The following is a 25,848-nucleotide window of genomic DNA, read 5'->3' on the forward strand; positions in this document are numbered from 1 at the left end:
GGCAGGTACTTCGCCTGCGCCCGCTCCACCTCGGCGAACCCGATCAGGTCGACGAAGTCGTGGTGCGGCAGCGCGTCGGCGCTGACCCGCGCCGGCGGCTCGCCGGACTCCAGCCGCCGCAGCGTCTCCCGCATGGCGCCGGTCGCCGAGAGCAGGATCTGGGTGGGCAGCAGCGCGAGCCGGACGCCGACCTCGCGCAGCACCTCGGGCGTGAAGTCGCGCTCGACCCAGGTGGACGCGGTGAGGGTGGCCATCAGCGGGACGCCGGCCCGCTCGCCGCACTCCGCCCACTCCTCCGGAGAGGCGAAGGTCTTGGTGACCGGCATGATCATCTCGGCGCCGGCGGCGGTGTAGGCCTCCGCGCGCTCCAGCGCCTCCCGGCCGGTGGTGTCGGTGCGGGCGATCACGACGAGGCGCTCGCCGACCGCGTCCCGCACCGCCCGGATCTTCCCCGCGGCCTCTTCGGTACTGATCACCGGGACCGGGTCGCCGACGCAGATGGGGCAGCGCTTGGGGGACTCCTGGTCCTCCATGAACACCGCGGCCGCGCCCGCGTCGGCGAAACGGCGGGCGGTGCGGGCGGCGTTGACGGCGTTGCCGTAGCCGGTGTCGATGTCGGCGATCACCGGGAGATCGCTCGCCTCGGTGATCCGGCGGACCGCGTCGAGGTTCTCCGACATCGTGTACAGCTCCGCGTCCGGCAGGCCGAGCGACGCGGAGATCGCGAAGCCCGACGCGCACAGGGCCGGGAAGCCGGCCTGCTCGGCCAGCCGCGCGGTCAGCCCGTCCCAGACTCCGGGGGCGAACACCACGTCGCCGGCCATCAGTTCACGCAGACGCGTCGCCGTCATCGAGAACACCTTTCCGGATTGCGGAATAGATTCCGCGTTCACCGTAGATTTGAGTCGTTCGACTGTCAATGGGTTCACATCGGCGAATCATTCTGACAGAGTTGCTGGTCAACAGGTTGCCGGCCTGGATGCCACCGAACCGGAGGCGAGCTCAGCGGTGTTCCACATTCCGGAACATCTTTCAAAGCAGGAGGGTTGACCCATGGACCGCGCCGCCGACCCGGCTGTCGATCCCGCCGTCGATCCGGTCGTCGACGTGCTCTGCGTCGGAGGCGGCCTCGGCGGCCTCGCCGCGGCCGTGCGGGCGCACGACCTCGGCGCCGACGTCCTGGTCGCCGAACGGTCCGGCATGGTCGGCGGCGTCGCCGCCTACAGCGGCGGCTTCGTCTGGGTCGGCGCCGACGACGACGGCGGCGGTCAGGCGGGCGACTCGCTGAGCGCGACCGAGAGCTACCTCGACCACGTGCAGGGCGAGGGCCGTCCGGTCGACCGGGAGGCCCGCCGCGCCTACCTCCGCCGCGCGGTGGAGGCGACCCGCTACTACGGCGAGGCGGGGATCCCCTTCGAGGTGATCCGCGGCTGCCCCGACCTCTACCACCCGGCGCCCGGCTCGACCGAGGAGGGACGGCTGCTGGAATGCGTCGTCCCAGGCGAGTCCCTCGGAGCCTGGCGGGACCGGCTCCGCCCCAGCCCGTACTACGAGACGGGCGTGTCCCGGAACGACCTGTACGCGCACGCGCTCGACCGCGGGAAACTGGAGCGGCTCCGCGAGGAGGGCGCGGAACGCGACCTCCTCACCCACGGCTCCGGCCTCTCGGGAGCCTTCGTCCGGGCGGCGCTGACCGAGCGCGGCGTCCCCTGCCTGCTCGACCACCGCGCCGTCGACCTGGTGATGGACGGCGACGCCGTCGCCGGCGCCGTCCTCGAGGGGCCGGACGGCCGCGTCACCGTCCAGGCCCGGCGCGGGGTCGTCATCGCGGCGGGCGGCTACGGCGGCGCGGCGGACGCGGCCGAGCTGGAGGACGTCCCCGCGCTCGTGGAGTCGGCCCCGCCCGTGGTGGACGGCGACGGCCTGCTCCTGGCGCAGCGGGCGGGCGCGGCCACCGTGCGCGGTGCGGACCCGTTCTTCAGCGTCGGATTCCGCTTTCCCGGCGAGGTCCACCCGGGCGGAGACGTCCCCCTGCACCGGCCGCTGCTGGAGCACCTCGGCCTGCCGCACTCGATGATCGTGAACCGCGACGGGGAGCGCTTCGGCGACGAGAGCTACTACGGGGCGCTGATCGGTGCGCTGCGCCGCTACGACGGGCGCCGCAAACGCTGGGCCAACCACCCCTGCTGGTTCGTCGCCGACGACGAGTTCCGCCGCCGTTACCGGCTCGGCCCCTACGGCCCCGGTGATCCCTGGCCGGACGAGGTCATCCGGGGCGGCTCCCCGCGGGAACTCGCCGAGGCCGCCGGCATCGACCCGGGCGGACTCCGCTCGACCCTGGACCGGTTCAACGAGCACGCGGCGCGCGGCGAGGACGTCGACTTCGGCCGCGGCACCCTGCCGTTCATCCGCCGGGCCTACGGCGACCCGGACCACGCGCCCAACCCGAACCTGGGGCCGCTCACCACTCCGCCGTACTACGCTCTCCCCCTGTCGATCGTCGGATTCGGCATGGGCACGCTCGGGCTGTGGATCGACGGCGACGGGCGGGTGCTGCGCCGCGACGGCGTCGCGGTGGCGGGGCTGTACGCCACCGGCAACGCCGCCGCCACCAAGGAGCTCCGGGGCTACGTCACCGGTCTCGCCAACGCGCGCAACTACACCTACGCCTACGCCGCCGCGTCCCACGCCGTCGCGAGCGCCGGATAGGATCCGGAACATGTACCGGATTACGAAACACGGCGTTTCCGCTAGGGGCCCGAGGTGATGAACCCCGACGACCAGGAGGACATCGACCCCAAGAACCTCGTGGGCTCGGTCCTCAAGGCATGCCAGCTCATGGAGTGCTTCACCAGGGAGAACCCGTCCCTCACCCTGACCGATCTGACGTCGGCCACGGGGATGAACAAGACCACCGTCCACCGCCTGGCCGCGACGCTGATCCGGGCGGGGTGGCTGGCCCGGGGGGACGGCGCCACCTACCGGCTCACCATGCGGCCGTTCCGGGTGGGCGCGGTCGCCCTCGCGGACCTCAGCCTCCGCAACGAGGCCGAGCCGTTCCTGCGCCATCTCGCCGACCGGTTCGGCGACACCGCCTACCTCATGATCCCCGGCCTGGAGGGCGCCATCTGCGTCGACCTCAGGCAGGGCAACAACCCGGTCAGCGTCAACACGGTGGGAGTCGGGACGGTCCTGCCCTACCACACCGCGGCCGGACCGGTCGTCCTGCTGGCCTACTCCGACGAGCTGCGCGAACGGTGGCTCGGCCGCGACCTCGACCCGTACACCTCCCACACCCTCACCGACATCCGGGAGATAGGCGAGCGCCTCGACGGCGTGGTCCGCGACGGCTACGCGATCAGCGAGGAAGACTACCTCTACGGCGTCGGCGCCGTCGCCGCACCCGTCCGGGACGCCCAGGACGACGTCGTCGCCACGCTGAGCCTCGGCGGCGTCAACGCCGGATTCCGCGGCCGCCGCCTCCTGGAGATCATCGAGGAGGTCACCTCCGCCGCACGCGGACTGTCGACCCGCCTGGGCCACTGAACCCGCGACCGACCCCGAGCCCCATCCTTGAGGAACCCATCACCAGGAGGAGACATATGGACGTCAAGTACACCGCGGTGGCCACCGCCAACGGGCGCGACGGCCGCGCGGTCAGCTCCGACGGCCGCATCGACCTGCCGCTCGCCCCGCCGCGGGAGATGGGCGGCAGCGGCGACGGCACCAACCCCGAGCAGCTCTTCGCCGCCGGCTACGCGGCCTGCTTCGCGAGCGCCCTCGGCGGCGTGGCCCGCAGGAGCGGCCAGGACGTCCGCGACGTCTCGGTGACCGCCGAGGTCGGCATCGGCAAGAACACCGGCAAGGAGGGCTTCGGACTCACCGTCGTCCTGCGGGTCGAACTGCCCGACGACCTGGAGAACGGCCGCGACCTGGTGGAACGCGCCCACCAGGTCTGCCCGTACTCCAACGCCACCCGCGGCAACATCCCCGTGGAGCTCGTGCTCGAATGAGAGCGTGACGCGGTTGGGCCGCTCCTAGCGCGATGTGCGGCGCGCTCGCGCCGCGGCCGCCCGGCCGGCCCTGCGGCCGAAGAACGAGCCCTCGCCGAGCTGGGTCCCCGAGCAGTAGCCGGCGCCGTCCTGGGCGATGTTGGACGCGCAGGCTCCGGCCGCGTAGAGCCCGGGGACGACGGACCCGTCGGCGCGCCGCACCTCGCCCTCGACCGTGGTGGCCATGCCGCCGAGCGTGAAGCCGGCGTAGAGGGCGGTGCCGAGGCTCAGGTCGTAGACGCCCCAGGGGCCCTCGGTCTGCGGGGCCAGCCAGTCGGGGTGCTTGTGGAAGTCGGGGTCCTCACCGCGCGCGGCGTGCTCGTTGTAGCGCGCCATCGTCGGGGCGAGCGAGCCGCGGGGCAGCTTGAGGCCCGCCTCCATCTCCTCGATCGTCTCGTAACCGTCCTTCAGCGGCACGAGCGGCATCCGCTGCTCCCCCATGTGGGCGCTGTCGGCGATCAGGTACGCCGTCGCGCCCGGCTGCCGGAGGACGAAGTACGACGTGCGCGCGTGGTAGCCGTCCTCGGCCACGAACCGCTCGCCGCGGTCGTTGACGATCAGGCCCTTCACCAGCGACGACGGCGGGTAGAACGGCGCGGTGATGAAGGGCTCGCCCATATGCTCCAGCGCGGCGCCGGCCGACTGGCCCAGCCGGATTCCGAGCCCGTCGTCGTAGCTGCCGCCGAGCGTGAACAGCTTCCCGCCGAGGGCGGGCGTGTAGGCGGCGACCATGTCCGCGTTCATCACGAACCCGCCGGCGGCGATCACCACCCCGGCGGCGCCGACGACGCCGGTCCGGTCGAATCGCCGCCACGCGACGCCGGCGACCGTCCCGTCCTCGGCGGCCACCAGATTGGTCGCGCCCGTCTCGTAGCGGACCTCGACCCCGGCCTCCTCGATCCGGTCCCGCAGCAGGTCCATCACCACCTTGGTGCCTTCCGTGTCGCCGGGCACGGGCACCTTGTGCCCCCTCGGCGCGGGCCGGACCTCGTCACGGAACGGCCACACCTTCTCGTTCCCGGTGAACATCAGGCCCTCGGTGCCGGGCTGGATCACCGCCTTGCCGGGGAAGTAGGACCGCTCGAACTCGAACCCCAGCGCCTCCAGCCACTGGAACTGCTCGACCGAGCCCTCGCAGTACGCCCGGATCTTCTCCTCGTCGGGGTCCTTGGTGCTCGCCATCAGGTAGCGCACCATCGCCTCGACCGTGTCGTCGTGGCCGGTGGCCACCTGGACCGCGGTTCCCCCGCCGAGGTAGAAGTGGCCGCCCGACATGCTCGACGTCCCGCCGTGGACGGCGGCGCGCTCCAGGAGCAGCACCCGGGCCCCCGACCGCGCGGCCTCCAGCGCGGCACAGCCTCCGGCGATCCCGAAGCCCACCACGACCACGTCGAACCGCTCGGCGCCTCCGGCGAGGTCCGAAGCCGGTATCACCTCGGGGACGGCGAGTCCCGGGGCGGAGTGTGCGTCCATCGATCCTTGCCTCAATGCCGTGAGCGGTCAGCTCTTGTGCGGAATCTGGCTGACGGTGCCCCCGTCGATGACGAACTCGGATCCGGTGGCGAAGGACGACTCGTCGCCGGCGAGGAACACCACGAAGGAGGCGACGTCCTCGGGCTGCCCGGGGCGTCCGAGCGGGATCGGGACCATGTCGTCCGGGATGCCTTCGGTGATCGGGGTGCGGATCAGGCCGGGGTGCAGCGAGTTGACCCGGATACCGTGCGGGGCGAGTTCGACGGCGACCGACTTGGTCAGGCCGCGCAGGCCCCATTTCGAGGCCACGTAGCCGTGCGCCCAGGAGGTGCCGCGAAGGCCCTCGATGGACGAGTTGTTGATGATCGCGCCGCCTCCGGCCTCGATCAGCGCGTCGGTGGCCGCGCGGATGCCGAGGAACGGGCCGGTGAGGTTGACGTCGATGATCCGCTGCCACTTCTCCAGCGTGAACCGGTTGATGGACGCGCCGTTGGCGATCCCCGCGTTGTTGAAGAGCACGTTCAGGGAGCCGAACTCGGCGACGGTGGTCTGGACGGCGGCCGTCCAGTCCTCGGCGCGCGTCACGTCGAGGTGCACGTAGCGGCCCGCGTCGCCCAGCTCGTCCGCGACGGCCTCGCCGGCGTCGTCGAGGATGTCGCCGATCACGACCTTGGCGCCCTCGGCGGCCAGCGCACGCGCACTGGCCGCTCCGATGCCGCGCGCTCCCCCGCTGATCAGCGCGACCTTCCCGTCCACACGTCCCATCGCCGGTGTCCTCTCAGTCGGCCAGTGCCGGTCGGCCGGCCAGTGCCCGCGCGAACACGCCGCGGGCGGTGTTGAACGGCAGGTCGAGCGGCGTCCGGAGCCCCGGCGGCGCCGCGACGACGTCGGGGATCGCGTTGACGATGCGCCCGGCCCCGGCCGCGATCGCCGCGTAGTTGTGGTCCCCCTTGGCGCTGCTCGGGCAGACGTCCACCCGGTAGGACGGCTCCCCGACGATCTCGACCCGGTAGGAGCCGCCGTCCTGCGCCGGGCGGGGCCAGTCGGGACGCAGGTCATCGCGCAGCCGGGTCGTGTGGTCGATGACGAGGACGTCCTCGCCGCCCACCACACCGCGGATCTGGAACCGCATGGCCGCCACTCCCCCGGCGGGGACGTGCCCGGCCGCCACGTCGAACGCCTCCGGCGCGGGCTCCTGCTCGAACCACTCGGTGATCTCGTCGAGCTCGAACCCGAAGCCCCGGGCCAGCATCCGGAGGCTGACGCCCCAGGACGCCGCCAGGATCCCCGGCTTGAACATCGTCGGCAGGTCCCCCACCGGCCGGCCGAACCCCATGAAGCCGAACACGACCTCGCTGCCGTCGTAGGTCGCGTAATCCGCGATCTCCGAGCAGCGCACCTGCTCCACCCGCTGGCATGTGCTCGCGATCGCGAAGGGCAGCAGGTCGTTGACCCACCCGGGGTCCACGCCGGTGGCGAAGAGGCTCACCCCGCCCTCCCGGCAGGCGTCCTCGACCGGCTCGATCATGCGGTCCGGCAGCACGCCCCACGGGTACATCAGCGGCACCGGCGAGGAGGCGACGACGTTGCTGCCCGAGGCGAGAACCTTCCGGACGTCGTCGAGCGCCTCGAACAACCGGGTCTCGGCGAGCGCGCAGTAGACCGTGCACTCCGGCCGCGCGGCCAGCGCCGCGTCCAGATCATCGGTGGCCGCCACACCCGTCGCCACGCCGAGCCCGGCGAGCTCACCGGCGTCCCGCCCGACCTTCTCGGGGCTCGACACGACCAGCCCCACCAGCTCGAACCGAGGATCCTCGATCAACTGCGCCAAGGCGATGCGCCCGACGTTCCCGGTCGCGACATGAAGGACGCGGATGGCCATGGTGCTCCTCGGGGGTGCTCCTCAGAGGGGACGACGCCGGTCACGCAGGTCATCCGGGCGAGGCCGGCGACCCGGCCGGTCACCCACGCGGAGCGCGACTGGTCAGCTGACTGGACACTTGTCCACCTTATTGGGCGCGCCGGGCGCCCCGCAATAGCCGCGTCCAAATTTCCCGAGCGGCCAGGCGTCGGACCGCCGGGCGACGGCGGCGTCTCAGAAATTGTCGCGATACCGTCTCAAAATTGACTCACAATCACCGGGATCCGGCGCGTTCGCCCAGGTGGCGGTAGACCGTGGCGCGGGAGACGCCCAGCCGTTCGGCGATCTCGGCGACGCCGTGGACGCCCTCCGCGTACATGCGCCGGGCGAGTTCTGCCTTCTCCTCGCTCATCACGCTGGGCCGGCCGGCCCGCCGCCTGGCGGGCGGAGGGATGCGCGGGCCCAGGTCCGCCTCCTCCCGCGTGACCAGTCCGGCCGTGGTGGGCTCGTCGAGCAGGGCCCACACCCCGGCCAGGATCTCCGCGCGCAGCCGGGCGACCGGCACGTCGCGGCAGAGGAAGACCGGGTCGCCGAGCATCGCGAAGATCTGCACCGCGCGGATCCGGACGCTGATGTCCGGAGACGGGCCGGCGAAAGCGCCGTGGATCCGCTCCATCAGGGAGATGAGACGCCGGAACGTACCGTCCTGCGCCAGCATCGTCAGGTCCTGTATGAGCACGTAAAGGACCTTGCGGTTGCGGATGTAGACGTCGAGCGTGCCCTCGATCAGCTCGCGCCGGAACCGCACCAGGTCGTCGGCGGGCCGCGCGCGGGCGAGCACGTCCTCCAGGTCCTCCGACAGCGGCTCGCACAGCGTCGCCAGCAGGACGGCCTTGGACGGGAAGTGGTAGAAGACGGTGGCCTTGGTGATGTCCAGCCGGTCGGCGATCTCCCGCATCGAGCTGCCCTGGTAGCCGCGTTCGGAGAACAGGTCCAGCGCGGTCTCCAGGATCCGCCCCCGCGTGTCCGGCGACTTCTTGTCGTTCACCGTTTCAACGTAACCGGATTGGCCGGGCGCGTGGGCGACCGTCTACCATCGGTAACTGACCGGCGGTCAGGACAGCGACGTCCACGGGCGGGACGGCCGGTCACGACAGAGAGAGGACCCCATCGCGCATGTCCGACGCGATCCGTGTAAGCGAACTGACCAAGAGCTTCGGCGACGTGCGGGCGCTCGACAAGCTGGATCTCACCGTCCGCACGGGCGAGGTCCACGGCTTCCTGGGCCCGAACGGCGCGGGGAAGTCGACCACCATCCGGGTGCTGCTGGGCCTGCTGCGCCGCGACTCCGGCGAGGTGAGCATGCTCGGCGGCGACCCGTGGCGGGACGCGGTCGAACTGCACCGCCGGCTGGCCTACGTCCCGGGCGACGTCAACCTGTGGGGCAACCTGTCCGGCGGGGAGGCGATCGACCTGTTCGGCTCCCTGCGCGGCGGGCTCGACCACGCCCGCCGCGACGAGCTCGTCCGGCGCTTCCAGCTCGACCCGACCAAGAAGTGCCGCACCTACTCCAAGGGCAACCGGCAGAAGGTGGCGCTGGTGGCGGCGTTCTCGTCCGACGTGGAGCTGTACATCCTGGACGAGCCCACGTCCGGTCTGGACCCGCTGATGGAGTCGGTGTTCCAGGAGTGCGTGGCCGAGGTGAAGGGGCGCGGCCACACCGTGCTGCTCTCCAGCCACATCCTCGCCGAGGTGGAGAAGCTGTGCGACGGCGTGTCCATCATCCGCGACGGTCGCACGGTCGAGTCCGGCACGCTGGCCGAGCTGCGCCACCTGACCCGGACGACGGTGTCCGTGCTGACCGCGCTGCCGCTCACCGAGCTGGACCGCTTCGAAGGCGTGCACGACCTGCGCGTCGAGGACGGCGACGGGACCAGGGCGACCTTCGAGGTGGAGACCGGCGCGCTGGCGGACGTCCACCGGTATCTCGCCGAGCACGGCGTGTGGGACCTCACCAGCCATCCGCCCACGCTCGAAGAGCTGTTCATGCGGCACTACGACGACCAGGACCCGGCCACGGTGGAGAGCGTCCGATGACGACGTTCACCGGCACCCTCCGCCTGGCGCGCCTGGCGCTGCGCCGCGACCGTGTGCAGACGCCGCTGTGGCTGCTCGGCCTGTCCGCCGTCACGGGAGCGGTGGCCTCCAGCATCTCCGGCCTCTACCAGACCGAGGAGGAGCAGGCCGCCTACGCCCGCTCGAACGCCTCCAGCGCGGTCTCCCGGGTCTTCAACGGCGTCGTCCCGGAACCGGGCCAGGGCGGCATCATCGTCGCCGAGACCTTCTCCCTCCTCGCCATCCTCACCGGGCTGATGAGCATCCTGATGGTGGTGCGGCACACCCGGCAGAACGAGGAGACCGGACGGGCCGAGATGATCGGCTCGATGATCGTCGGACGGCACGCGGTGCTGACGGCCGCGCTGCTGGTCACGCTCGGCGCCAACGCGCTGCTGGCGGTGCTGACGGCCGCCGTGCTGGCCGCCGGCGGGCTGCCCGCCGCCGGCTCGCTGCTCCTGGGCGCCGCGATCGGCGCGACCGGCGCCGCCTTCGCGGGCGTCGCCGCCGTGACCGCGCAGGTCACCGAGAGCGCGCGGACCGCCAACGGCATCGCCGCGGCCGTCCTCGGGCTGGCCTTCCTGCTGCGCGGCGCCGGCGACGGCCTCGCGTCGGCCGAGCCCGGCGGCCTGCGGGTGACCAGCCTGTGGCCGTCCTGGCTCTCACCGCTCGGCTGGGCGCAGCGCACCGAGCCGTACGCCGCCGACCGGCTCTGGCCGCTCCTCCTGCACGCCGCGCTGGTGGCGGCGCTGGCCGTGACCGCGTACCGGCTCACCGACCACCGCGACGTGGGCACCGGGATGCTGCCGGTGAGCCGCGGCCCGGCCACCGCCCCGCGCGGTCTGCTCAGCCCGCTGGGGCTGGCCTGGCGGCTGCAGCGCGGCGTCCTGTACGGCTGGGCGGCCGGGATGCTGGTGGTGGGCGGGATGCTGGGCGCGGTCGGCGACCAGGCCGAGGAACTGCTGGGCACCAGCGACGACCTGACCGAGGTGATCGGCCGGCTCGGCGGATCGGGCGACCTGGTGGACGCCTACTTCGCCGCGATGGCGAGCCTCACCGGCGTGGTCGTCGCCGGATACACCGTCCAGGCGCTGCTGCGCATGCGGGCCGAGGAGACCGGCCCGCTGGAGGGAGTGCTGGCCACGGCGGTGAGCCGGCCGCGCTGGATGGCCGCGCACGTCGCGTGCGCGATGCTCGGCACCGCCGCCGTGCTCGCCGTGAACGGCCTGGCCTGCGGCCTGGCGTTCGCGGCCGCGGCCGGCTCCCTCGACAGGGTGCCCGCGCTGCTCGGGGCGTCCATGGTGCAGCTGCCCGCGACGCTGGCGCTGGCCGGGTTCGTCGTCGCGGCGATCGGACTGCTCCCGAAGTGGTCGGTGGCGATCTCCTGGACGGCGCTGGCCGGGTGCCTGCTCATCGGGCAGGTCGGCCCGATCCTGGAGCTCCCGCAGTGGGCCTCGAACCTGTCGCCGTTCACCCACACGCCGGCGCTGCCGTCGTCCGACCTGACCCTGCTGCCGCTGGCCGCGCTGGCCGCGGGCGCCGCCGCCCTGACCGCCGCCGGCCTGGCCTCCTTCCGCCGCCGGGACCTGACGTTCTGACCCGCGCACCGGCCCCCGCGGTCCGACGGAAGCGGGGGCCGGTCGCCACCGGTGAGCCGGGCTCTGGAACTCTCGCGGGCCAGGTCGAGGCGCTACCTCGCGGGCACCGCGCTGCTGCCGGTGTTCACCGGCATCCGGCCGCCACGCGGAAGGCGTGACACCGCGCGGGGGCGAAACCTCACGGGGACGGTGATCTGGATCTTGTCGAACCGGGAGTCTCATGGGAAAATTTAGTCAATCGATTGACTCAGGAGGTCCGGTGACAGGACGAGGACCGTTGACAGGACCGGGAAAATGAGGCGGAGCCGGAAGGCCGCGCTGGCGGTGCTCGCGGCCGGGGTGCTCGTGGCGACGAGCGTCCCGGCGGCCGCGGACGCGCCCGCGGCCCGGCAGACCACGGCATGGCGGAACGGAGCGCTTCAGGTCGACACGGCCGGAGTCGTGTCCAGGTCGGACTTCGTGCTGAAGAGCCCGGCGTGGCAGGCGTACCAGAGCATGCCGGTCGGGAACGGGACCCTGGGCGCGGCCATGTGGGCGGAGAACGGGTTCATGGCGCAGTTCAACCGCGCCGACACCTTCCCCGACCTGAAGTCGGCCGGGCAGCTGACCGTCCCCGGGCTCCGTCCGCTGATGCAGGCGTCCGACTACCGGGGACGGCTGCGGCTGTACGAGGGCGACCTGGCCCAGGAGGGGGGCGGGATGTCCGCGCGCGGCTACGTGCGGGCCGGCCGCGACCAGTTCGTCCTGGAGGTGACCGGCGCCGACCCGGACCGGGTGCAGACCGCCGACCTGCGGCTGTGGGAGGGACGGTCGCCGACGGCCCACGCGCGCGGCGGCGTCGCGGCGCTGGCCGAGACGTTCGAGGACGAGGAGTCGGGCAGCCTCACCGGCGCCGTCGCGGCGCTGACCGCCGACGGACGCGACGTCACCGCGAAGGTGGTCGACGACAGGACGGTGCGGCTGAGCTTCAAGCCGCGGCGCGACGGCCGCTTCCGCATCGTCACCGGCGTCCCGGCCTACACCGGCGGCGACCTCGGCAGGGCCGCTGCGAAGGCGCTCCGGGACGCCTTCGGCGGCGACCGCGAGCACCGGGCCTGGTGGCACCGGTTCTGGGACGGCGCGGCGCCCATGCGGATCACCTCGCGCGACGGCGTCGGCGAGTACATGGAGCACCTGCGCGCGCAGCAGCTCTACATGACGGCCGCGACGATGCGCTCGGCGGTGCCGAGCAGCCACGGCGGCGTGATCAACATGTTCTCGCCGTGGCGGGACGAGGTGCACTGGTCGGCCGACCACTGGTGGCACTTCAACCTGCGTCAGCCCGTCTACACCAACTTCGGCGCGGACACCGAGGAGTTCAACGAGCCGTACTTCCGGCTGTACCTCGACCGGCTGGAGGAGATGCGGGAGTGGACGCGGGCGCACTGGAAGGGCTCCGAGGGCGTCTGCGTGGCCGAGTTCCTGCGGTACGACGGCACGGCGGAGGCGTGCGACAGCGAGCGACCGCCGGACTGGCTGAACCGCATCGTCACGACCGGCCCGGAGGTCGTCCACAATCTGTGGCTCCAGTACCGCTACACCGGGGACCGCAGCATCCTGAACAGGGCGTACCCGCTGATGCGGGACGTGGCGCGCTTCTACCTGTCGATCCTTGAGGAGGGCGACGACGGGAAGCTGCATCTCCACAACGTGAACGCCATGGAGACCCAGTGGGACGCCACCGACCCCGCCCCCGACCTCGCCGCCATGCGGGTGATCTTCCCGATGATCGCGAAGCAGGCGGACCGGCGGGGCGACCGGGGTCTGGCGCGTGAGCTGCGCGCCGCCCTGGCGAAGATCCCGGACTTCCGCACCGTCACCCGCAACGGCGAGCGGGTGATCGCCTGGTCCGCCACGGATGAGGAGGCGCGCAACACGCAGAACCCCGACACCGAGCCGCTGTTCCCCTGGGGCCTCTACGGCCGGGACTCCGGACTCATGCAGGCGACGTTCCGCAACCGGGTGTTCGTGAACACGCGGGAGTGGGCGGAGGACGCGCTGCTCGCCGCCCGGCTCGGGCTGGGCGGGGAGATGCGGAGCCTGCTCGTCAAGGGCACCGGGGACTTCCAGATCTTCCCGAACGGGTTCGGTTCGCACAGCATCGGCGACGACCCGGCGGAGATGACGAACTACTACAACGGCTGGAACGCCGTGGTCGGGTCGTCGCTGCAGGAGTCGCTCGTCCAGTCGTACGAGGGCGTCGTCCGGATCGCGTCCGCGTGGCCGGAGGGCTGGAACGCCGCCGGGTCCGTGCAGGTCGAGGGCGGCCACCGGGTCAGCACCGAGGTGCGCGACGGCGAGCCGAACCTCGTCGGGATCGAGGCCGGGAGCGACGGCGCGCTCAAGGTCGCCAACCCCTGGCCGGGTCAGCGGATCCGGGTCGTCGACGGCGAGACCGGGCGGGGCCGGCCGGTCGCCGGGCCGACCGGCGGCGCGGTGATCGGGTTCCAGGTCCGGGAGGGACGCTCCTACGTGCTCGAACGGGCCGACCGCCCCTACCCGTCATTCCGGTTCCAGGGCGTCGACGGAAAGCCGGGGACCGACGTCCGGCGGCTCGGCGAGCGCGCTCTCGGCGTCGAATGACCGCGCCGTAGACGCGGAAGAGGCCGCGGTGCCCGGACCGGGCACCGCGGCCTTGTTCTGCGGGGCCGTTCTGCGGGTTCGCTTCTTCCGGTCCGGCCCGGCGTCTCCGGCTTCTAGCCGGGCCTGGCGGTGGATTGCCTGACGACCAGCTCGATCGGCTCGCGCACGATCTCCTCGACGGGATGGTCGGCCGGTACCGACAGCAGCAGCCTGGTCGCGCGGGCGCCGAGTGCGCGCAGCGGCATCCGCACCGTGGTCAGCGGCGGGATGAGGTGCTCGGCCAGCGGCAGGTCGTGCACCGCGATCACCGACATCTCCCCCGGCACCGTGATGCCGCGGGCGCGCAGAGCGCTGAGCACCCCGATCGCGGAGGTGACGTTGGCGACGAAGAGCGCGGTCGGCGGCTCGGGGTCGTCGAGGAGGCGGCGTGCGGCCTGCGCGCCGCCCTCGGGTCCGTAGCTGCCCTGGACGACGAGCCGCGGATCCTCCTCGACGCCGACCCGGCGCAGCGCGGTCGCGTAGCCGTCGCGGCGGCGGTGCGCGGTGTCGGCCCCTGCAGGCCCGCCGACGTGGGCGATGCGGCGATGACCGAGGTCGAGCAGGTGGTCGACGGCCATCCGGGCTCCGAGGACGTCGTCGAGGATGACGTGCCGTCCCGCCTCGGGGCCGCGGCGGTTGACGAACAGCCACGGTAGGCCGCGGTCGGCCAGCGTGGCCTGCTCCTCGTCGGCGATCGTCCCCCCGGCCAGCAGCAGCCCGTCGACGCGGCCCTGGCCGAGCAGGTCGAGGTAGCTCTGCGCGCCGCCGCCTCCGGCGGTGGACGAACCGACCATCAGGGCGCAGCCGCGCTCCGCGGCCGCGGTCTCCGCACCGGTGATGATCTCGGCGTAGACCGGGTTGGCGAAGTCGGGGATGAACAGCCCGATGGTCCCGGCCCGCGCCGTGCGCAGGCTGCGCGCCGCCACGTTCGGCCGGTAGTCGAGCTCCTTGAGCGCCGCCGTCACCCGGGCCCGCGTCTCGGGGCGGATGTTCAGCAGCGGATCGTCGTTGACGACGCGCGACACGACGGCCTTGTCAACGCCCGCCCTGCGCGCGACGTCGGCGAGCGTCACCCGGCGGGTGCGCGGACGACCTCCCCCGGTCGACTGGGTCACAATGCCTGCGCCTCACCGCTGTTGATGGATTCGTACAGAGCCTCGACAAGTCCCAACGTACCGAGATTCTCACGCGCCGCGGTGGGAGACGGCTCGTCCTCGGCGATCCAGCGGAGCAGCCCGGCCATGGGGCCGGCGAAGGCGCCGGGTATCCAGCGCTCGGTCACGGGGTAGGCGGTCCATCCGTCGGTGGGCGCCGCGGAGCTGGACACCTCCAGGGTGTCGGGACGGCCGTGCGGGTAGTCGTACAGCAGCCCGAGCGTGCCGCGTATCGCCCCCTCGTCGCCGTCGATCCGGAACTCGGCGCGGGGGTCGCCGGTGCGGTTCTCGTGGTTGACGTGCAGGATCGCCCGCGCGCCGCCCTCGAACAGCAGGGTGCTCATCGTGCGGGACTCGCCCGCCTCCTTCTGCCCCGGGGTGCGGGACGCGGCGCAGAAGACGCGGACCGGGTCGCCCAGGATGCTGCGGACCGCGTCGAGGTAGTGGATCGAGTGGTACATGATCTCGAGCCGCTCGGAGCGGACGAGCCATGACCAGCCGCTCCAGTCGGTGTCGACGTCGACGGTGAACGACATCGCGGTGGGCGTCCCGATCCAGCCGGCGCGGACCATGGCGCGGGCCGCGGCGATCCCCTCGTCCCAGCGGAGCTGCTGGTTGACCGCCAGCCGCCGGTCCCGCTCCTCCGCGAGCCCGGCGAGCCGCCGGGCCTCGGCGAGATCGGGGGCGAGCGGCTTCTGGCACAGCACGTGCTTGCCCGCCTCCAGCGCGGCGCGGGCGATCCCCGGCTGCGCGTGCGGGACGACGGCGACGTCGACCACCTCGACGTCCTCGTCCTTGAGCAGGTCGTCGAGGGAGTCGTAGACGCGGGGGACGCCGTGCCGGGCGGCGACCTCCTCCGCACGGCCCCGGTCGAGGTCATAGATACCGCGGACGGGCAGGTCGTGCGAGCGGTAGGCGGGCAGGTGCGCGACGTCGACGATCGCGCCCGCACCGGCGACGGCGATCGGCCGGCGGTGGCCGGCCGGCACCGAGATCCGGGTCTCGTCGGCGATCGGGACGAACAGGTCGAGCATGGGGCGGCTCCAGTCAGACGGGGTCGGGGATGCGGTAGAAGTCGGCGGCGGTCCCGCCGAGGAGACGGGCCCGGTCCCCCGGGGGGATCGCCAGGTCGTCGAGAAGCTTCACGGTCTCGTCCCACACCTTGCGGTAACCGCCGGCGAGGACGGATATGGGCCAGTCCCCGCCGAACATCAGCCGCCCGGCGCCGAACAGCTCCAGCGCGTGTTCGACGTAGGGGCGCAGGACGGCGGCCGTCCAGGTCTCCGGGTCGGCGGCCGTGTTCAGGCCCGACACCTTGGCGTACACGTTCGGGTGGCGGGCGGCGCGAGCGAGGAGGCCGGCCCACGGCTCGCGGCCGCGTCCGGCGATCGGCGGCTTGGCGAGGTGGTCGATCACCAGCCGCAGCTCCGGATGCCGTTCGGCGAGGAGCGGGACGTGCTCCAGGTGGCGGGGCAGGACGGCGACCACGTCGAAGGCCAGCTCCCGCTCGGCCAGCGCGTCCAGGCCCTCCCGCACCTCGGGCCGCAGCAGCCAGTCCGGGTCCGGCTCGTCGTGGATGAGGTGCCGGACGCCGACGTAGCGGGGGTCCCGCCGGTAGCGGTCGAGCGCCGCCGCGGCCTCGTCGGGGCGGGTGAGCGGCACCCAGCCGACGACCGCCCGGACACGCGGCCAGCGGTCGGCGACCTCCAGCATGTAGTCGGTGTCGGCGTAGGAGTCGGCGGCCTGGACGAGCACCGTCCCCTCGACGCCGCAGGCGTCCATGTCGGGCTGCAGGTCGCCTTCCTCGAACGTCCGGTGGATGGGGCCCTGGTCGGGCGTCAGCCACGGGTAGGCGACCCGGTCGAGATTCCAGAAGTGCTGGTGGGCGTCGATGATCACGGATGGTCCTCTCCGGGGACGGGCGCCTGCTCACGCAGGGTCCACACCTTCGCCAGCGCGCCCGTCCGCTCGTCCCGCCCCGGCTCGAAGCGGTCGACGAACGCGGCCATGTGCTCCTGCCACGCCCGGTCGGCGGGGTCGCCGGCGAGGATCTCCCCGGCCCGCGCGAGGTCGTCCGCGTCGACCAGGTGGAACAGGTGGCGTCCGCTGCGCCAGATCGTCCAGTCCCGTATCCCCGCCCGGCGCAGCGCGGCGAGGAGGTCGTCCGGGACGGCGGCGTGCTCGCGCTCGTAGTCGTCTCCGCGCCCCTCGCGCAGGACGCTGTGCAGCGCGACCCGCGTGGGCGGCCTCCCGGTCGGCGGCGGCGCGCGGTGCGGCGGCGGCTGGACGAGTTCGAGCGTGATGTCGTCGGGGTCCAGGAAGTAGCAGGCCGCGCCGCCGGTGTTGGCGCCCTCGGTGATGCGGTTGGGCGGCGAGACGAACCGGACGCCGAGGGCGGTGAGCCGGTCGTGCTCGGCGTCGATGTCGTCGACCGCGAACGCCAGGTGGGCGGCGCCGGGATGGTGGCGGGCGGAGTCCTGGCGCTCACCGCGCGGGACCACGTACTCCACCAGCTCCAGATCGTGGGTGCTGACGTGCGCCTCCCGCCCCGGGACCGCGAGTTGCGCCACGCGAAGGCGCGCGTCGGGGTAGCCGACGAGCGACCGCGTGTAGGCGTTGTCCTGCTCTTGGACGTGCACGAGTTCCATGCCCAGGACGTCGCGGTAGAACGCGACCGACCGGTCGAGGTCGGAGACGTGGAAGCTGAAGTGCCAGACCGCGCCGAGCACCGTCTCACCCGTCCTTCCGGTCGGCCGCGCCTCCGTGCGCGGAGGCCGCCAGTTTCTCAGGCGGGGGCGGCGGATCGGGCTCGGCTTCGTCCGGGGCGGCCGGCTCGGCCTCCCTGATCCGCCGGGTCCGGCCGCGCCGGAGCGAGATCGTGTACACCCCGGCGGCGACGATCAGGACGATACCCTCGACCAGGCCCTGCCAGTTCGCGCCGAGGTTGAGGATGTTGAACCCGTTGCGCAGAGTGATCAGGATGAGCGCGCCGACCAGCGACTTGCCGACGCTGCCGAGCCCGCCGAACAGCGACGTGCCGCCGAGGATCGCGGCGGCCAGCGCGGTGAGCTCGAAGCCGGTCAGGGCGCTGGGGTTGATCGAGCCGAGCCGCGCGGCGTACAGGACCCCGACCAGCGACGCGACCGTCCCGTTGAGGACGAACGCCACGACCTTGTAGCGGTCGACCGCGATGCCCGACAGCCGGGCCGCCTCGGGGTTGCCGCCGCTGGCGTACAGCCGCCTGCCGATCGTGGTGTAGCGCAGCACCCAGGCCGCCACGGCGGCCAGCGCCAGCAGGTACAGGGTGCGCTGGGTGATCTCGATCGTGAAGATCGCGACCGGGGAGGCGGCGACCAGCCCCGCCCCCGCCAGGAGCGGCACCAGTATCCGCGCGGGCCGCCACCGCCGGGCCCGGAAGGCCCGCCAGCCGCCGACCGCGAGGACGGCCAGGCCCGCGAGCAGGTAGAGGTTCGGGGTGATCCACGAGCCGCCGTCGATGGCGCGCAGCCCGTCGCGGACCGCGCCGTCGGATGCGCTGACGGTACGGCCGTCGGTGACGATGAGGACGATCCCGCGCACCGCCGTCATGGTCCCCAGCGTGACGATGAACGCGTTGATGCCGAAGTACTGCACCACCACGCCGTTGAAGAGCCCGATGAGGGCGCCGGTGGCGAGCGCGGCGAAGAGCGCGGGCCAGAATCCGATCGTGCCGGCGAGGCTCAGGCAGACCGAGGCGCCCAGCGCGGCGACGGCGCCGACCGACAGGTCGAAGTTGCCGCTGATCAACACGAGCGTGGTGGTGATCGCCATGAGGCCGATCAGCGTCGTCTGGTCGAGGATGTTCGCAACGTTCGTCGGTCCCAGGTAGAACACCCTGCCCTGCGCCTGCGCGGCGAAGGTCAGGACGAGGACCAGCAGGACGAGGGCGTACAGGACGCCGGCGTTGCCGAGCCGCAACGCCGGCGGCAGCCGCCGCCCGGATGTGGCTTCAGTGCTCACGGGGCACCTCTTCTTCTTCGTTCGGGCCGGCCGGCGGCGCCGGCCGCCGCGCCCGCAGGCCATGGGCCAGCATGAGCAGTTCCTCCTCGGTGGTCTGCACCGCGCTCCGCTCGGCGACGATCCGCCCGCCCCGGACGACCAGCAGCCGGGTGGCGACCGACAGCAGCTCCTCGAACTCGCTGCACACGAGGACGACCGCCTTGCCCTGAGCCGCGAACCGGCGGACCAGCCGCAGCAGGTCGGCCTTCGCGCCGACGTCCACGCCCGCGGTGGGCTCGTCGAGCAGCCACACGCGGGTGTCGGCGTACATCCACTTGGCGAACACCACCTTCTGGGCGTTGCCGCCGGACAGCTCGCCCGGTAGGGCGTCGACGCCGGCGGTCACGATGCCGAGGTCGGCGACCGCCTGGGCCGCCCGGGCGCGCTCGTCGCCGGTGCGCGGGACCAGCCGCCCGCGGGACAGCCGGGCGATGTCGGGGAGGGAGATGTTCTGCCAGAGCGGCAGACCGCCGTGCAGCCCCTGGCCGGCGCGGTCCTCCGGGACGTAGGCGACGCCCGCGGCGACGGCGGCCTTCGCCGAGTCCCCCACCTCGGTACCGCCGACGGCGACGGTGCCGGAGGCGGACGGGTCGTCGCGGAACACGGCGCGCAGCAGCTCCGAGCGTCCCGAGCCGAGCAGGCCGGCGATGCCGACGATCTCCCCGGCGCGGACCTCGAAGGAGACGTCGCGCACGCCTTCGGCCGAGGAGAGACCGCCGACGCGCAGGACGACGGGCGCGTCCGCGTCGGGCCCGGCGGCCCCCGCACGCTCGACGGCGAGCAGCTCGCGGCCGGTGACGGCGCGGGCGAGCATGCCCTCGGTGATCGCGTCGGTGGCCTCGTCGAGGACGGTCCTGCCGTCGCGGATGACGGTCGTGTGGTCGGTGAGCTCGAAGATCTCCTCGAAGAAATGCGAGATGTACAGGAACGCCGTGCCCTGCGCCGACAGCCGCCGCACGGCGTCGAACACGACCCGGCGCTCCTTGTCCGACAGGGACGCGGTGGGCTCGTCCATGACGACCAGGCGGGCGCCCGCCGCCAGCGACTGGAGCACCGACACCATCTGCCGCGCGCCGATCGGCAGGTCCCCGGCCACCGCGTCCGGGTCGACCGGGTAGCCGAGCCGCTCGACGAGCGCGTCGAACTCCGCGCGCAGGCCGCGGGTCATGCGCCAGGCCCCCGACCGGTCGAGGAAGACGTTCTCGATCACGCTGAGGGTGGGTACCAGCGGCACGTGCTGGTGGATGGTCGCGATCCCGGCCCGCCGGGCGGCGCCGGGGGCGCGCCAGCGGCGGCCCCGGCCCTCCCAGCGCAGCACGCCGCCGCTCGGCGGATGGGCACCCGAAATGATCTTGACAAGGGTGGACTTGCCCGCCCCGTTGGCGCCGACGAGCCCGTGCACGCTTCCCGGTCGCACGGTGAGGGAGACGCCGCGCAGCGCGCGCGTCCCGTTCGGGAACGTCTTGGTGACGCCGTCGAGGAGCAGCAGCGGATCGCGCTCGCCGGCGGCCGGCCCCCCGGCCGCCCACACCTCTCCCATCGGTCCCTCCTTCGCGCCCGCGCCCGCCGCGGCGGGCCTCACCATTGCGGCGTGCACTCGCCGACGTTGTCCTTGGTGATCGCCGGAGTGTCGTAGGTGACGAACTCGGCGTCGTGCTTCTTGGCGCCGGTGAGCTGCTCGTGCAGCACCTTCATGGCACGCGCGCCGAGGTCCTCGGGCTTGTAGCAGACGGTCCCGTACAGGTCGCCGCTCTTGACGCCGTCGATGCCGAGCTTGGAGCCGCCGACCCCGATGACGACCGCGTCCGAACCCGCCGCCTTCACCGCCTTGGCGCAGCCGACGCCCATGTCGTCGCTCTCGGCGTAGAACAGCGTGACCTCGGGGTTGGCCGCCAGCATGTTCTGGCAGGCCGACTGGGCCTTCTCCGGCAGCCAGTCGCCGGGCTGCCGGGCGACGACCTCCAGCTCGACGCCCTTCTCCTTGGCGGGGGCCTCGAAGTCGCGGTACCGCTGGTGGGTCTCCGCGAACCCGGCCGTGCCCTCGACGACCGCGATCGGGCCGCCCTCGGGCAGCGCCTCCAGCGCGAGCTCGCCGGCGGTGCGCCCGGCGGCGTACTCGTTCTGGGTCGCGAGGGCGACCAGGTCCGGGTAGACGTCGTCGAGCTCGCGGGACTTCGGGTCGCCGACCTGGGACGCGGCCGCGACGGTCGGGATGTCGGCGCGCTTCAGGTTGTCGACCATCCCGGTGGCCACGCTGGAGTCGACGGGCAGGAGCAGCACGCCGTCCGGTTGCTGGCCGATGAGGTCCTGGATGTCGCTGGACTGCTTCTGCGCCTTGCCCTGCGCGTCCAGCTCGATCACCTCGACGCCGAGCCGGGCGGCCTCGGCCTTGATCCCCTTGGTGACGGCGGCGGGGAACGGGAAGCTCTCCCCCAGCGTGGACACCCCGACGGTGAGGTCGTCCTTGCCGGCCGCATCCTCCGCCTCGCCGGCCTGGCCGCAGCCCGCCGCCAGCGCCACCGCCGTGAATGCGGCCGCAACGGCCGCCAGCCTGTGCCTTCGTGCCATGCGCGGCACCTCCGTTCTAACGATTGACTACCGGGTGCGGCCCGGTCAGGCCGCCATTTCGGCGATCCGCGCCGCGATCGGCTCCGCGGCCGGCAGCAGCGCCTCCGCCAGCACCGGCGCCGCGGGGATCCGGACGTCCGGGGCGCCGATCCGCACGGGCGCGGCGTCCAGGCCGATCCCGGCCTCCGCCGCCCGCGCGACGATCTCGCCGCCGAAGCCCCCGGTCACATTGGCCTCGTGCACCACGGCGAGCCGCCGGGTGCGGGCGAGGCTCGTCAGCACCGCGTCCATGTCGACCGGGTTCAGCCAGGTCAGCTCCACGACCTCGGCCTCGATCCCGTCCGCCGCCAGCCTCTCGGCCGCCCCGAGCGCCTGGCCGGTGACCGCGCCCCAGCTCACGACCGTGACGTCGCGGCCCGCGCGGCGCAGGTGGGACCAGCCCATCGGCCGCGGCGCGGCGCCCAACTCGACCTCGGTCTTGTCGCCGAAGTACAGCGACCGGTTCTCCACGACGATCACCGGGTCGTCGGTTTGCACGGCGGTGACCACGGCGTCGTGGGCGTCCTGCGCGGTGCGCGGCATCACCAGCCGCAGCCCCGGGACGTGCAGGAACATCGCCTCCAGGGACTGCGAGTGCTGGGCGCAGGCGCCGGGCGCGTTGCCCTGCTGGGTGCGGACGACGATCGGCGCCGGCGCGGCGCCGCGCGAGACGTACCGGGCGTTCGCCGCCTGGTTGACGAGCTGGTCCAGCGCGACCAGCGAGAAGTCGGCCCACATGATCTCGACGATCGGCCGGGCGCCCATCAGCGCCGCGCCGACCGCGCTGCCGAGGATCGCGGCCTCGCTGATCGGCGTGTCGAACACGCGGTCGCCGAACCTGCGACGCAGCCCGCGCGTGACTCCGAAGACGCCGCCGGGCTTGCCGACGTCCTCGCCGTACAGGAGGGTCTCCGGCACCTCCGCCAGCACCCGGGCGAGCGCGGCGTTGACCGCCTCGCCGTACTTCAGCTTCCGGGTCTCGGCCACGGGCGTCTCGCCGGCGGGCTGATGCGTGGTGAGCTCAGGCATAGACGTGGTCCTTCGCGGTCTCGGGGTCGGCGAGCGGCGCGGCCAGCGCCGCCGCGGCCGCCTCCTCCATCTCGGCGTGGGCGCGCGTCCGCGCGTCCTCGATCCCGGCGGCGGGGACGCCGGCCTCCGCCAGCTCCCTGCCCAGCCGGGCGATCGGCTCCTCCTCGCGGGCGCGGTCCAGCTCGCCCGGGGCGCGGTACTGCTCGGCGTCCCCGATGTAGTGGCCGGCGAGCCGCTGCGTCATCAGCTCCAGCAGCGCCGGCCCGCCGCCGGAGCGTGCCCGCGCGACGGCGCCGCGCACCGCGGCGCGCACGGCGCCGGGGTCGTTGCCGTCCACCCGCTCGCCGGCCATGCCGTAGCCGGCGGCGCGGCGCCACAGCTCCGGCTCGCCGACCATCTCCTCGATGGCGGTCAGCTCGGACCAGCGGTTGTTCTCGCACACGAACACGACCGGCAGCGCGAACGCGGCGGCCATGTTGAGCGCCTCGTGGGACGCGCCCTGGTTGAGCGCGCCGTCCCCGCAGACCGTCAGCGCGACGCGCCCGCCGCCGTCGAAGCGCCCGGCCAGCGCGGCGCCCACCGCGATCGGGAGCCCGGCCCCGACGATCGAGTTCTCGCCGTGGAAGCCGTGCTCGGGCGCGGTGAAGTACGCCGACCCGCCCCGGCCCCCGTTGACGCCCGTGGCGCGCCCCGCACACTCGGCGAGGATCCCCTCGGCGGGGACACCGCGGGCGAGCGCCCACCCGTGCCCCCGGTATGTCGCGAACAGCGCGTCGTCCGGCCCGAGCTCGGTGCAGGCGCCCACCGGCCCGGCCTCCTGGCCGATGCTCAGGTGCACGGACCCCACGATCGCGCCCTCGGCGCCGACCCGCAGCTCGCGCACCTTCTCCTCCAGCGCGCGGATGCGCCACATGGCGTGCAGGTCGGCGAGCCGCCGCTGCGTGTCCATCATTCTCCTCCCTCGTCGCGTACGGTCTTCCACTCGCGCAGCGCGCCCGCGGCCGCCGACATCGCCTCGCCCACGTAGCCGGACGGGTCCAGCGGCAGCGATCCGATCCGCGCACGCACGTCCGCGGGGAGGTCGCGCACGCACGTCGCGACCAGGTCGCCGCCCTCGGCCCGGACCCGCGCCGCGGCCGCGTACACCAGGTCGTGCGCCCGCTCGCGGCCGAGCGCCGGGGCGAGCCGCATCATCAGGGCCTCGCTCATCAGCAGGCCGCCGTCGAGCGACACGTTGGCGCGCATCCGCTCCGGGAAGACCCGCAGCGAGCCCGCCGTCTCGCCGGCCAGCCGGACCGCGGCGGCGGTGTGCTCGGCGACCTGCGGCACCGCGAGCCACTCGATCTGCCACTCCCCCGCGCTGCGCTCGTGCCCGGCCTCCATCGCCCGTCCCAGCAGCGCGGCCGTCCCGGACGCCGAGACGCCGTAGCCGATCACGGCCTCGGAGTAGATCGGGTTGACCTTCTGCGGCATCGTGGACGACGCGCCCCGGTGGTGCCCGTCCTCCTCGGCGACCTCCCCGATCTCCGTCCGGGACAGGTCGACGACCTCCCGGGCGAACCGCACGCAGGTGGCGGCGAGCAGCGAGCAGACCTGGCCGAACCGGGCGATCCGGTCCCGCGCCACATGCCACGGGACCTCGGTGTCGGCGAGCCCGAGCCGCCGCGCGACCCCGCCGCGCACCCGTGCTCCGTCCTCGCCCATGGCCGCGTTGGTGCCGCCCGCGCCGAACAGCGACACCACGCCCACCTCGGAGCGCACCCGGCGGACCTCGGCGACCTCGCGGGCCACCTCCGCGAGGAACACCGCCGTCTTGGCGCCGAACGTCGTCGGGACCGCCTGCTGCGCGTGGGTGCGCGCGGCCATCACCACCTTGGCGTGCGCGCCGGTCAGCGCGGCCAGCCCGTCCCCGAACGCCACCGCCAGCTCGATCAGCCGGTCGCAGGACCGGACGAGCTGGAGGGCCAGCGCGGTGTCCATGACGTCCTGGGTCGTGGCGCCGTAGTGCACCCGCCCGTCCGGTCCCTGCGGCAGGCGGCCGGCGATCTGGCGAACCAGCGGCAGGATCGGGTAGCCGACGGTGCGGGCCCCCTCCCACAGCCGCTCCATGTCGATCAGGTCCGGGCGGCACGCCGCGCTGATGGCCTCGGCGTCCTCCCGCGTCAGCAGGCCCGCGTCCGCCTGCGCCTGGGCCAGCGCGGACTCGGCCCGCAGCCAGGCGGCGACGGTGTCCTCCGGCGACCAGATGCCCACCATCGGGTCGTCGCGGTAGAGCGCGGACAGCAGCCGGAAGGAGTGCCCCTGCATCAGTCCATCTCCAGTCCGCCGTCGACGTTGATCGCCTGGCCGGTCACGTACGAGGCGAGGTCGCTGAGCAGGAACGCCACCACGTCGGCCAGCTCCTCGGGGCGCCCGTCCCGCTTGAGCGCGGTCGTGGCGGTGACCCGGTCCAGGTACGCCCGGCCCGCGCCGGCGCCGAACCTGCGCTCGCGCTCGGCGATGATCCCCTCCCACATCGATGTCATGAACACCCCCGGGCAGACCGCGTTGACCCTGATCTCCGGGCCGTACGCCAGCGCCGCCGACTTGGTCAGCGACAGCAGCGCCGCCTTGGACGCCGCGTAGTGCGCCGCGTCCGGCCGGCCCGACCGCGCGGCGACCGACGCCAGCGTGACGATCGCCCCGCCGCCGTCCATCAGCGCCGCGGACCGCTGCGTGACGTGGAACACCGAGGTCAGATTGAGATCGATGATCCGCCCCCACTCCTGCGGCGTGAGCCCGGCCAGCTCCTTGGTCTGCATGGCGCCCGCGCAGTTGACCAACCCGTCCAGCCCGCCGAGCGCCTCGGCCGCCCGTCCGGGCAGCGCGCGGGCCTGCTCGGGGTCGGCGAGGTCGGCCGCCAGCGGTACGGCCGCGCCGTCCCGGCCGGGTCCGCCGGCCGCCGCGGCGTCCTCGTCCTCGCGCAGGTCGGCCGCCGCGACCCGGGCACCGCAGGCGGCGAGGCGCTCCAGCACCGCGCACCCGAGGCCCCCGGCCGCGCCGGTCACCAGGATCCGGCGCCCGGTGAGAGCCAGCTCCACGGTCACGTTGTCTCCGTTCAATCGATTGACTGCCACAGCACCGTAACCTACGGAACCACCCCGGAACAAGACCCGGGCCGGCACTGCCCGCTCGGTCGGTGGCGGCTGCGCGTGTCTCGCGCGACCGTTCGACCTGCGGCAGCGCCGGCCCGGTCACCCGCAGGGCGGGGTGCTTCCGAC

22 protein-coding genes are annotated in these 25,848 nt (G+C 73.4%); 6 read left to right on the forward strand and 16 right to left on the reverse strand.

The genetic code is table 11. The features are described from left to right. Positions 1–851, reverse strand: an 851-nt coding sequence (locus E1281_RS01165) for an isocitrate lyase/PEP mutase family protein (protein WP_131875212.1), incomplete at its 3' end; no start/stop codon positions are given. Between the two features lie 202 nt (positions 852–1,053). On the opposite strand from E1281_RS01165, the gene E1281_RS01170 reads away from it, so the two are divergent. From E1281_RS01170 to E1281_RS01180, 3 genes are read left to right on the forward strand one after another with little or no spacing between them, the layout of a single operon-like run. Further along, on the forward strand, positions 1,054–2,709 hold the full coding sequence (locus E1281_RS01170) for an FAD-dependent oxidoreductase (protein ID WP_131875213.1): 1,656 nt from the start codon (positions 1,054–1,056) through the stop codon (positions 2,707–2,709). A 57-nt stretch (positions 2,710–2,766) separates the two neighbouring features. Beyond that, complete coding sequence (locus tag E1281_RS01175; RefSeq protein ID WP_131875214.1) at positions 2,767–3,546, forward strand: IclR family transcriptional regulator; 780 nt, start codon at positions 2,767–2,769, stop codon at positions 3,544–3,546. Between the two features lie 56 nt (positions 3,547–3,602). Beyond that, positions 3,603–4,013, forward strand: coding sequence for an organic hydroperoxide resistance protein (locus tag E1281_RS01180; RefSeq protein WP_131875215.1), 411 nt, complete (start codon positions 3,603–3,605; stop codon positions 4,011–4,013). A gap of 24 nt (positions 4,014–4,037) precedes the next feature. Here the strand turns inward: E1281_RS01180 and E1281_RS01185 are convergent, their stop codons facing one another. The 4 genes from E1281_RS01185 to E1281_RS01200 all read right to left on the reverse strand — a co-directional run bounded on the left by E1281_RS01185 (position 4,038) and on the right by E1281_RS01200 (position 8,434). After that, on the reverse strand, positions 4,038–5,525 hold the full coding sequence (locus E1281_RS01185; protein WP_131875216.1) for an FAD-binding protein: 1,488 nt from the start codon (positions 5,523–5,525) through the stop codon (positions 4,038–4,040). Between the two features lie 27 nt (positions 5,526–5,552). Further along, positions 5,553–6,290 carry a glucose 1-dehydrogenase gene (locus tag E1281_RS01190; RefSeq protein ID WP_131875217.1) on the reverse strand — a complete coding sequence of 246 codons (738 nt, stop codon included), beginning with the start codon at positions 6,288–6,290 and terminating at the stop codon, positions 5,553–5,555. A gap of 13 nt (positions 6,291–6,303) precedes the next feature. Further along, complete coding sequence (locus tag E1281_RS01195; RefSeq protein ID WP_131875218.1) at positions 6,304–7,407, reverse strand: diacylglycerol kinase; 1,104 nt, start codon at positions 7,405–7,407, stop codon at positions 6,304–6,306. A gap of 253 nt (positions 7,408–7,660) precedes the next feature. Then, positions 7,661–8,434 (reverse strand): TetR family transcriptional regulator, encoded by a 774-nt coding sequence (locus E1281_RS01200; protein ID WP_131875219.1) that lies wholly within the window; start codon positions 8,432–8,434, stop codon positions 7,661–7,663. Positions 8,435–8,562: 128 nt separating this feature from the next. Between E1281_RS01200 and E1281_RS01205 the strand changes: the two genes are divergently transcribed. The 3 genes from E1281_RS01205 (at position 8,563) to E1281_RS01215 (ending at position 13,721) form a co-directional block, all read left to right on the forward strand. Then, positions 8,563–9,483 carry an ABC transporter ATP-binding protein gene (locus E1281_RS01205; RefSeq protein ID WP_131875220.1) on the forward strand — a complete coding sequence of 307 codons (921 nt, stop codon included), beginning with the start codon at positions 8,563–8,565 and terminating at the stop codon, positions 9,481–9,483. Next, positions 9,480–11,099, forward strand: a complete 1,620-nt coding sequence (locus tag E1281_RS01210; RefSeq protein WP_131875221.1) for an anibiotic ABC transporter — start codon at positions 9,480–9,482, stop codon at positions 11,097–11,099. Before E1281_RS01205 ends, E1281_RS01210 begins: the two co-directional genes overlap by 4 nt. Positions 11,100–11,393: 294 nt before the next feature. Further along, a complete protein-coding gene (locus tag E1281_RS01215; RefSeq protein WP_131875222.1) occupies positions 11,394–13,721 on the forward strand; it encodes a hypothetical protein in 2,328 nt (775 codons plus the stop codon). Between the two features lie 113 nt (positions 13,722–13,834). On the opposite strand, the gene E1281_RS01220 is transcribed toward E1281_RS01215, so the two are convergent. Genes E1281_RS01220 through E1281_RS01270 form a run of 11 tightly spaced genes read right to left on the reverse strand, consistent with a single transcriptional unit; the run spans position 13,835 to position 25,674 of the window. Then, positions 13,835–14,875 (reverse strand): LacI family DNA-binding transcriptional regulator, encoded by a 1,041-nt coding sequence (locus E1281_RS01220; RefSeq protein ID WP_131875223.1) that lies wholly within the window; start codon positions 14,873–14,875, stop codon positions 13,835–13,837. Then, positions 14,872–15,948, reverse strand: a complete 1,077-nt coding sequence (locus E1281_RS01225; protein WP_131875224.1) for a Gfo/Idh/MocA family oxidoreductase — start codon at positions 15,946–15,948, stop codon at positions 14,872–14,874. Before E1281_RS01225 ends, E1281_RS01220 begins: the two co-directional genes overlap by 4 nt. A 13-nt stretch (positions 15,949–15,961) precedes the next feature. Further along, positions 15,962–16,813, reverse strand: a complete 852-nt coding sequence (locus E1281_RS01230; protein ID WP_131875225.1) for an amidohydrolase family protein — start codon at positions 16,811–16,813, stop codon at positions 15,962–15,964. After that, positions 16,810–17,643 carry a VOC family protein gene (locus E1281_RS39890; protein ID WP_165958735.1) on the reverse strand — a complete coding sequence of 278 codons (834 nt, stop codon included), beginning with the start codon at positions 17,641–17,643 and terminating at the stop codon, positions 16,810–16,812. Before E1281_RS39890 ends, E1281_RS01230 begins: the two co-directional genes overlap by 4 nt. A 4-nt stretch (positions 17,644–17,647) precedes the next feature. Continuing rightward, a complete protein-coding gene (locus E1281_RS01240) occupies positions 17,648–18,913 on the reverse strand; it encodes an ABC transporter permease (protein WP_207943032.1) in 1,266 nt (421 codons plus the stop codon). Further along, positions 18,903–20,492 (reverse strand): sugar ABC transporter ATP-binding protein, encoded by a 1,590-nt coding sequence (locus E1281_RS01245; RefSeq protein ID WP_131875227.1) that lies wholly within the window; start codon positions 20,490–20,492, stop codon positions 18,903–18,905. The genes E1281_RS01240 and E1281_RS01245 overlap by 11 nt, the downstream gene beginning before the upstream one ends. A gap of 38 nt (positions 20,493–20,530) precedes the next feature. Continuing rightward, a complete protein-coding gene (locus tag E1281_RS01250) occupies positions 20,531–21,520 on the reverse strand; it encodes a sugar ABC transporter substrate-binding protein (RefSeq protein WP_131875228.1) in 990 nt (329 codons plus the stop codon). A gap of 45 nt (positions 21,521–21,565) precedes the next feature. Further along, positions 21,566–22,588: a transketolase C-terminal domain-containing protein gene (locus E1281_RS01255; RefSeq protein WP_243716453.1), complete on the reverse strand. Its 1,023-nt coding sequence runs from the start codon at positions 22,586–22,588 to the stop codon at positions 21,566–21,568. Beyond that, positions 22,581–23,540 carry a thiamine pyrophosphate-dependent dehydrogenase E1 component subunit alpha gene (locus tag E1281_RS01260; RefSeq protein ID WP_131875229.1) on the reverse strand — a complete coding sequence of 320 codons (960 nt, stop codon included), beginning with the start codon at positions 23,538–23,540 and terminating at the stop codon, positions 22,581–22,583. Before E1281_RS01260 ends, E1281_RS01255 begins: the two co-directional genes overlap by 8 nt. Further along, positions 23,537–24,895 carry an adenylosuccinate lyase family protein gene (locus tag E1281_RS01265; protein ID WP_207943033.1) on the reverse strand — a complete coding sequence of 453 codons (1,359 nt, stop codon included), beginning with the start codon at positions 24,893–24,895 and terminating at the stop codon, positions 23,537–23,539. Before E1281_RS01265 ends, E1281_RS01260 begins: the two co-directional genes overlap by 4 nt. Next, positions 24,895–25,674 carry an SDR family NAD(P)-dependent oxidoreductase gene (locus E1281_RS01270; protein ID WP_165958736.1) on the reverse strand — a complete coding sequence of 260 codons (780 nt, stop codon included), beginning with the start codon at positions 25,672–25,674 and terminating at the stop codon, positions 24,895–24,897. Before E1281_RS01270 ends, E1281_RS01265 begins: the two co-directional genes overlap by 1 nt. Positions 25,675–25,848 lie beyond the last annotated feature (174 nt).

Source organism: Actinomadura sp. KC345, from assembly GCF_004348515.1.
Lineage (GTDB): Bacteria > Actinomycetota > Actinomycetes > Streptosporangiales > Streptosporangiaceae > Spirillospora.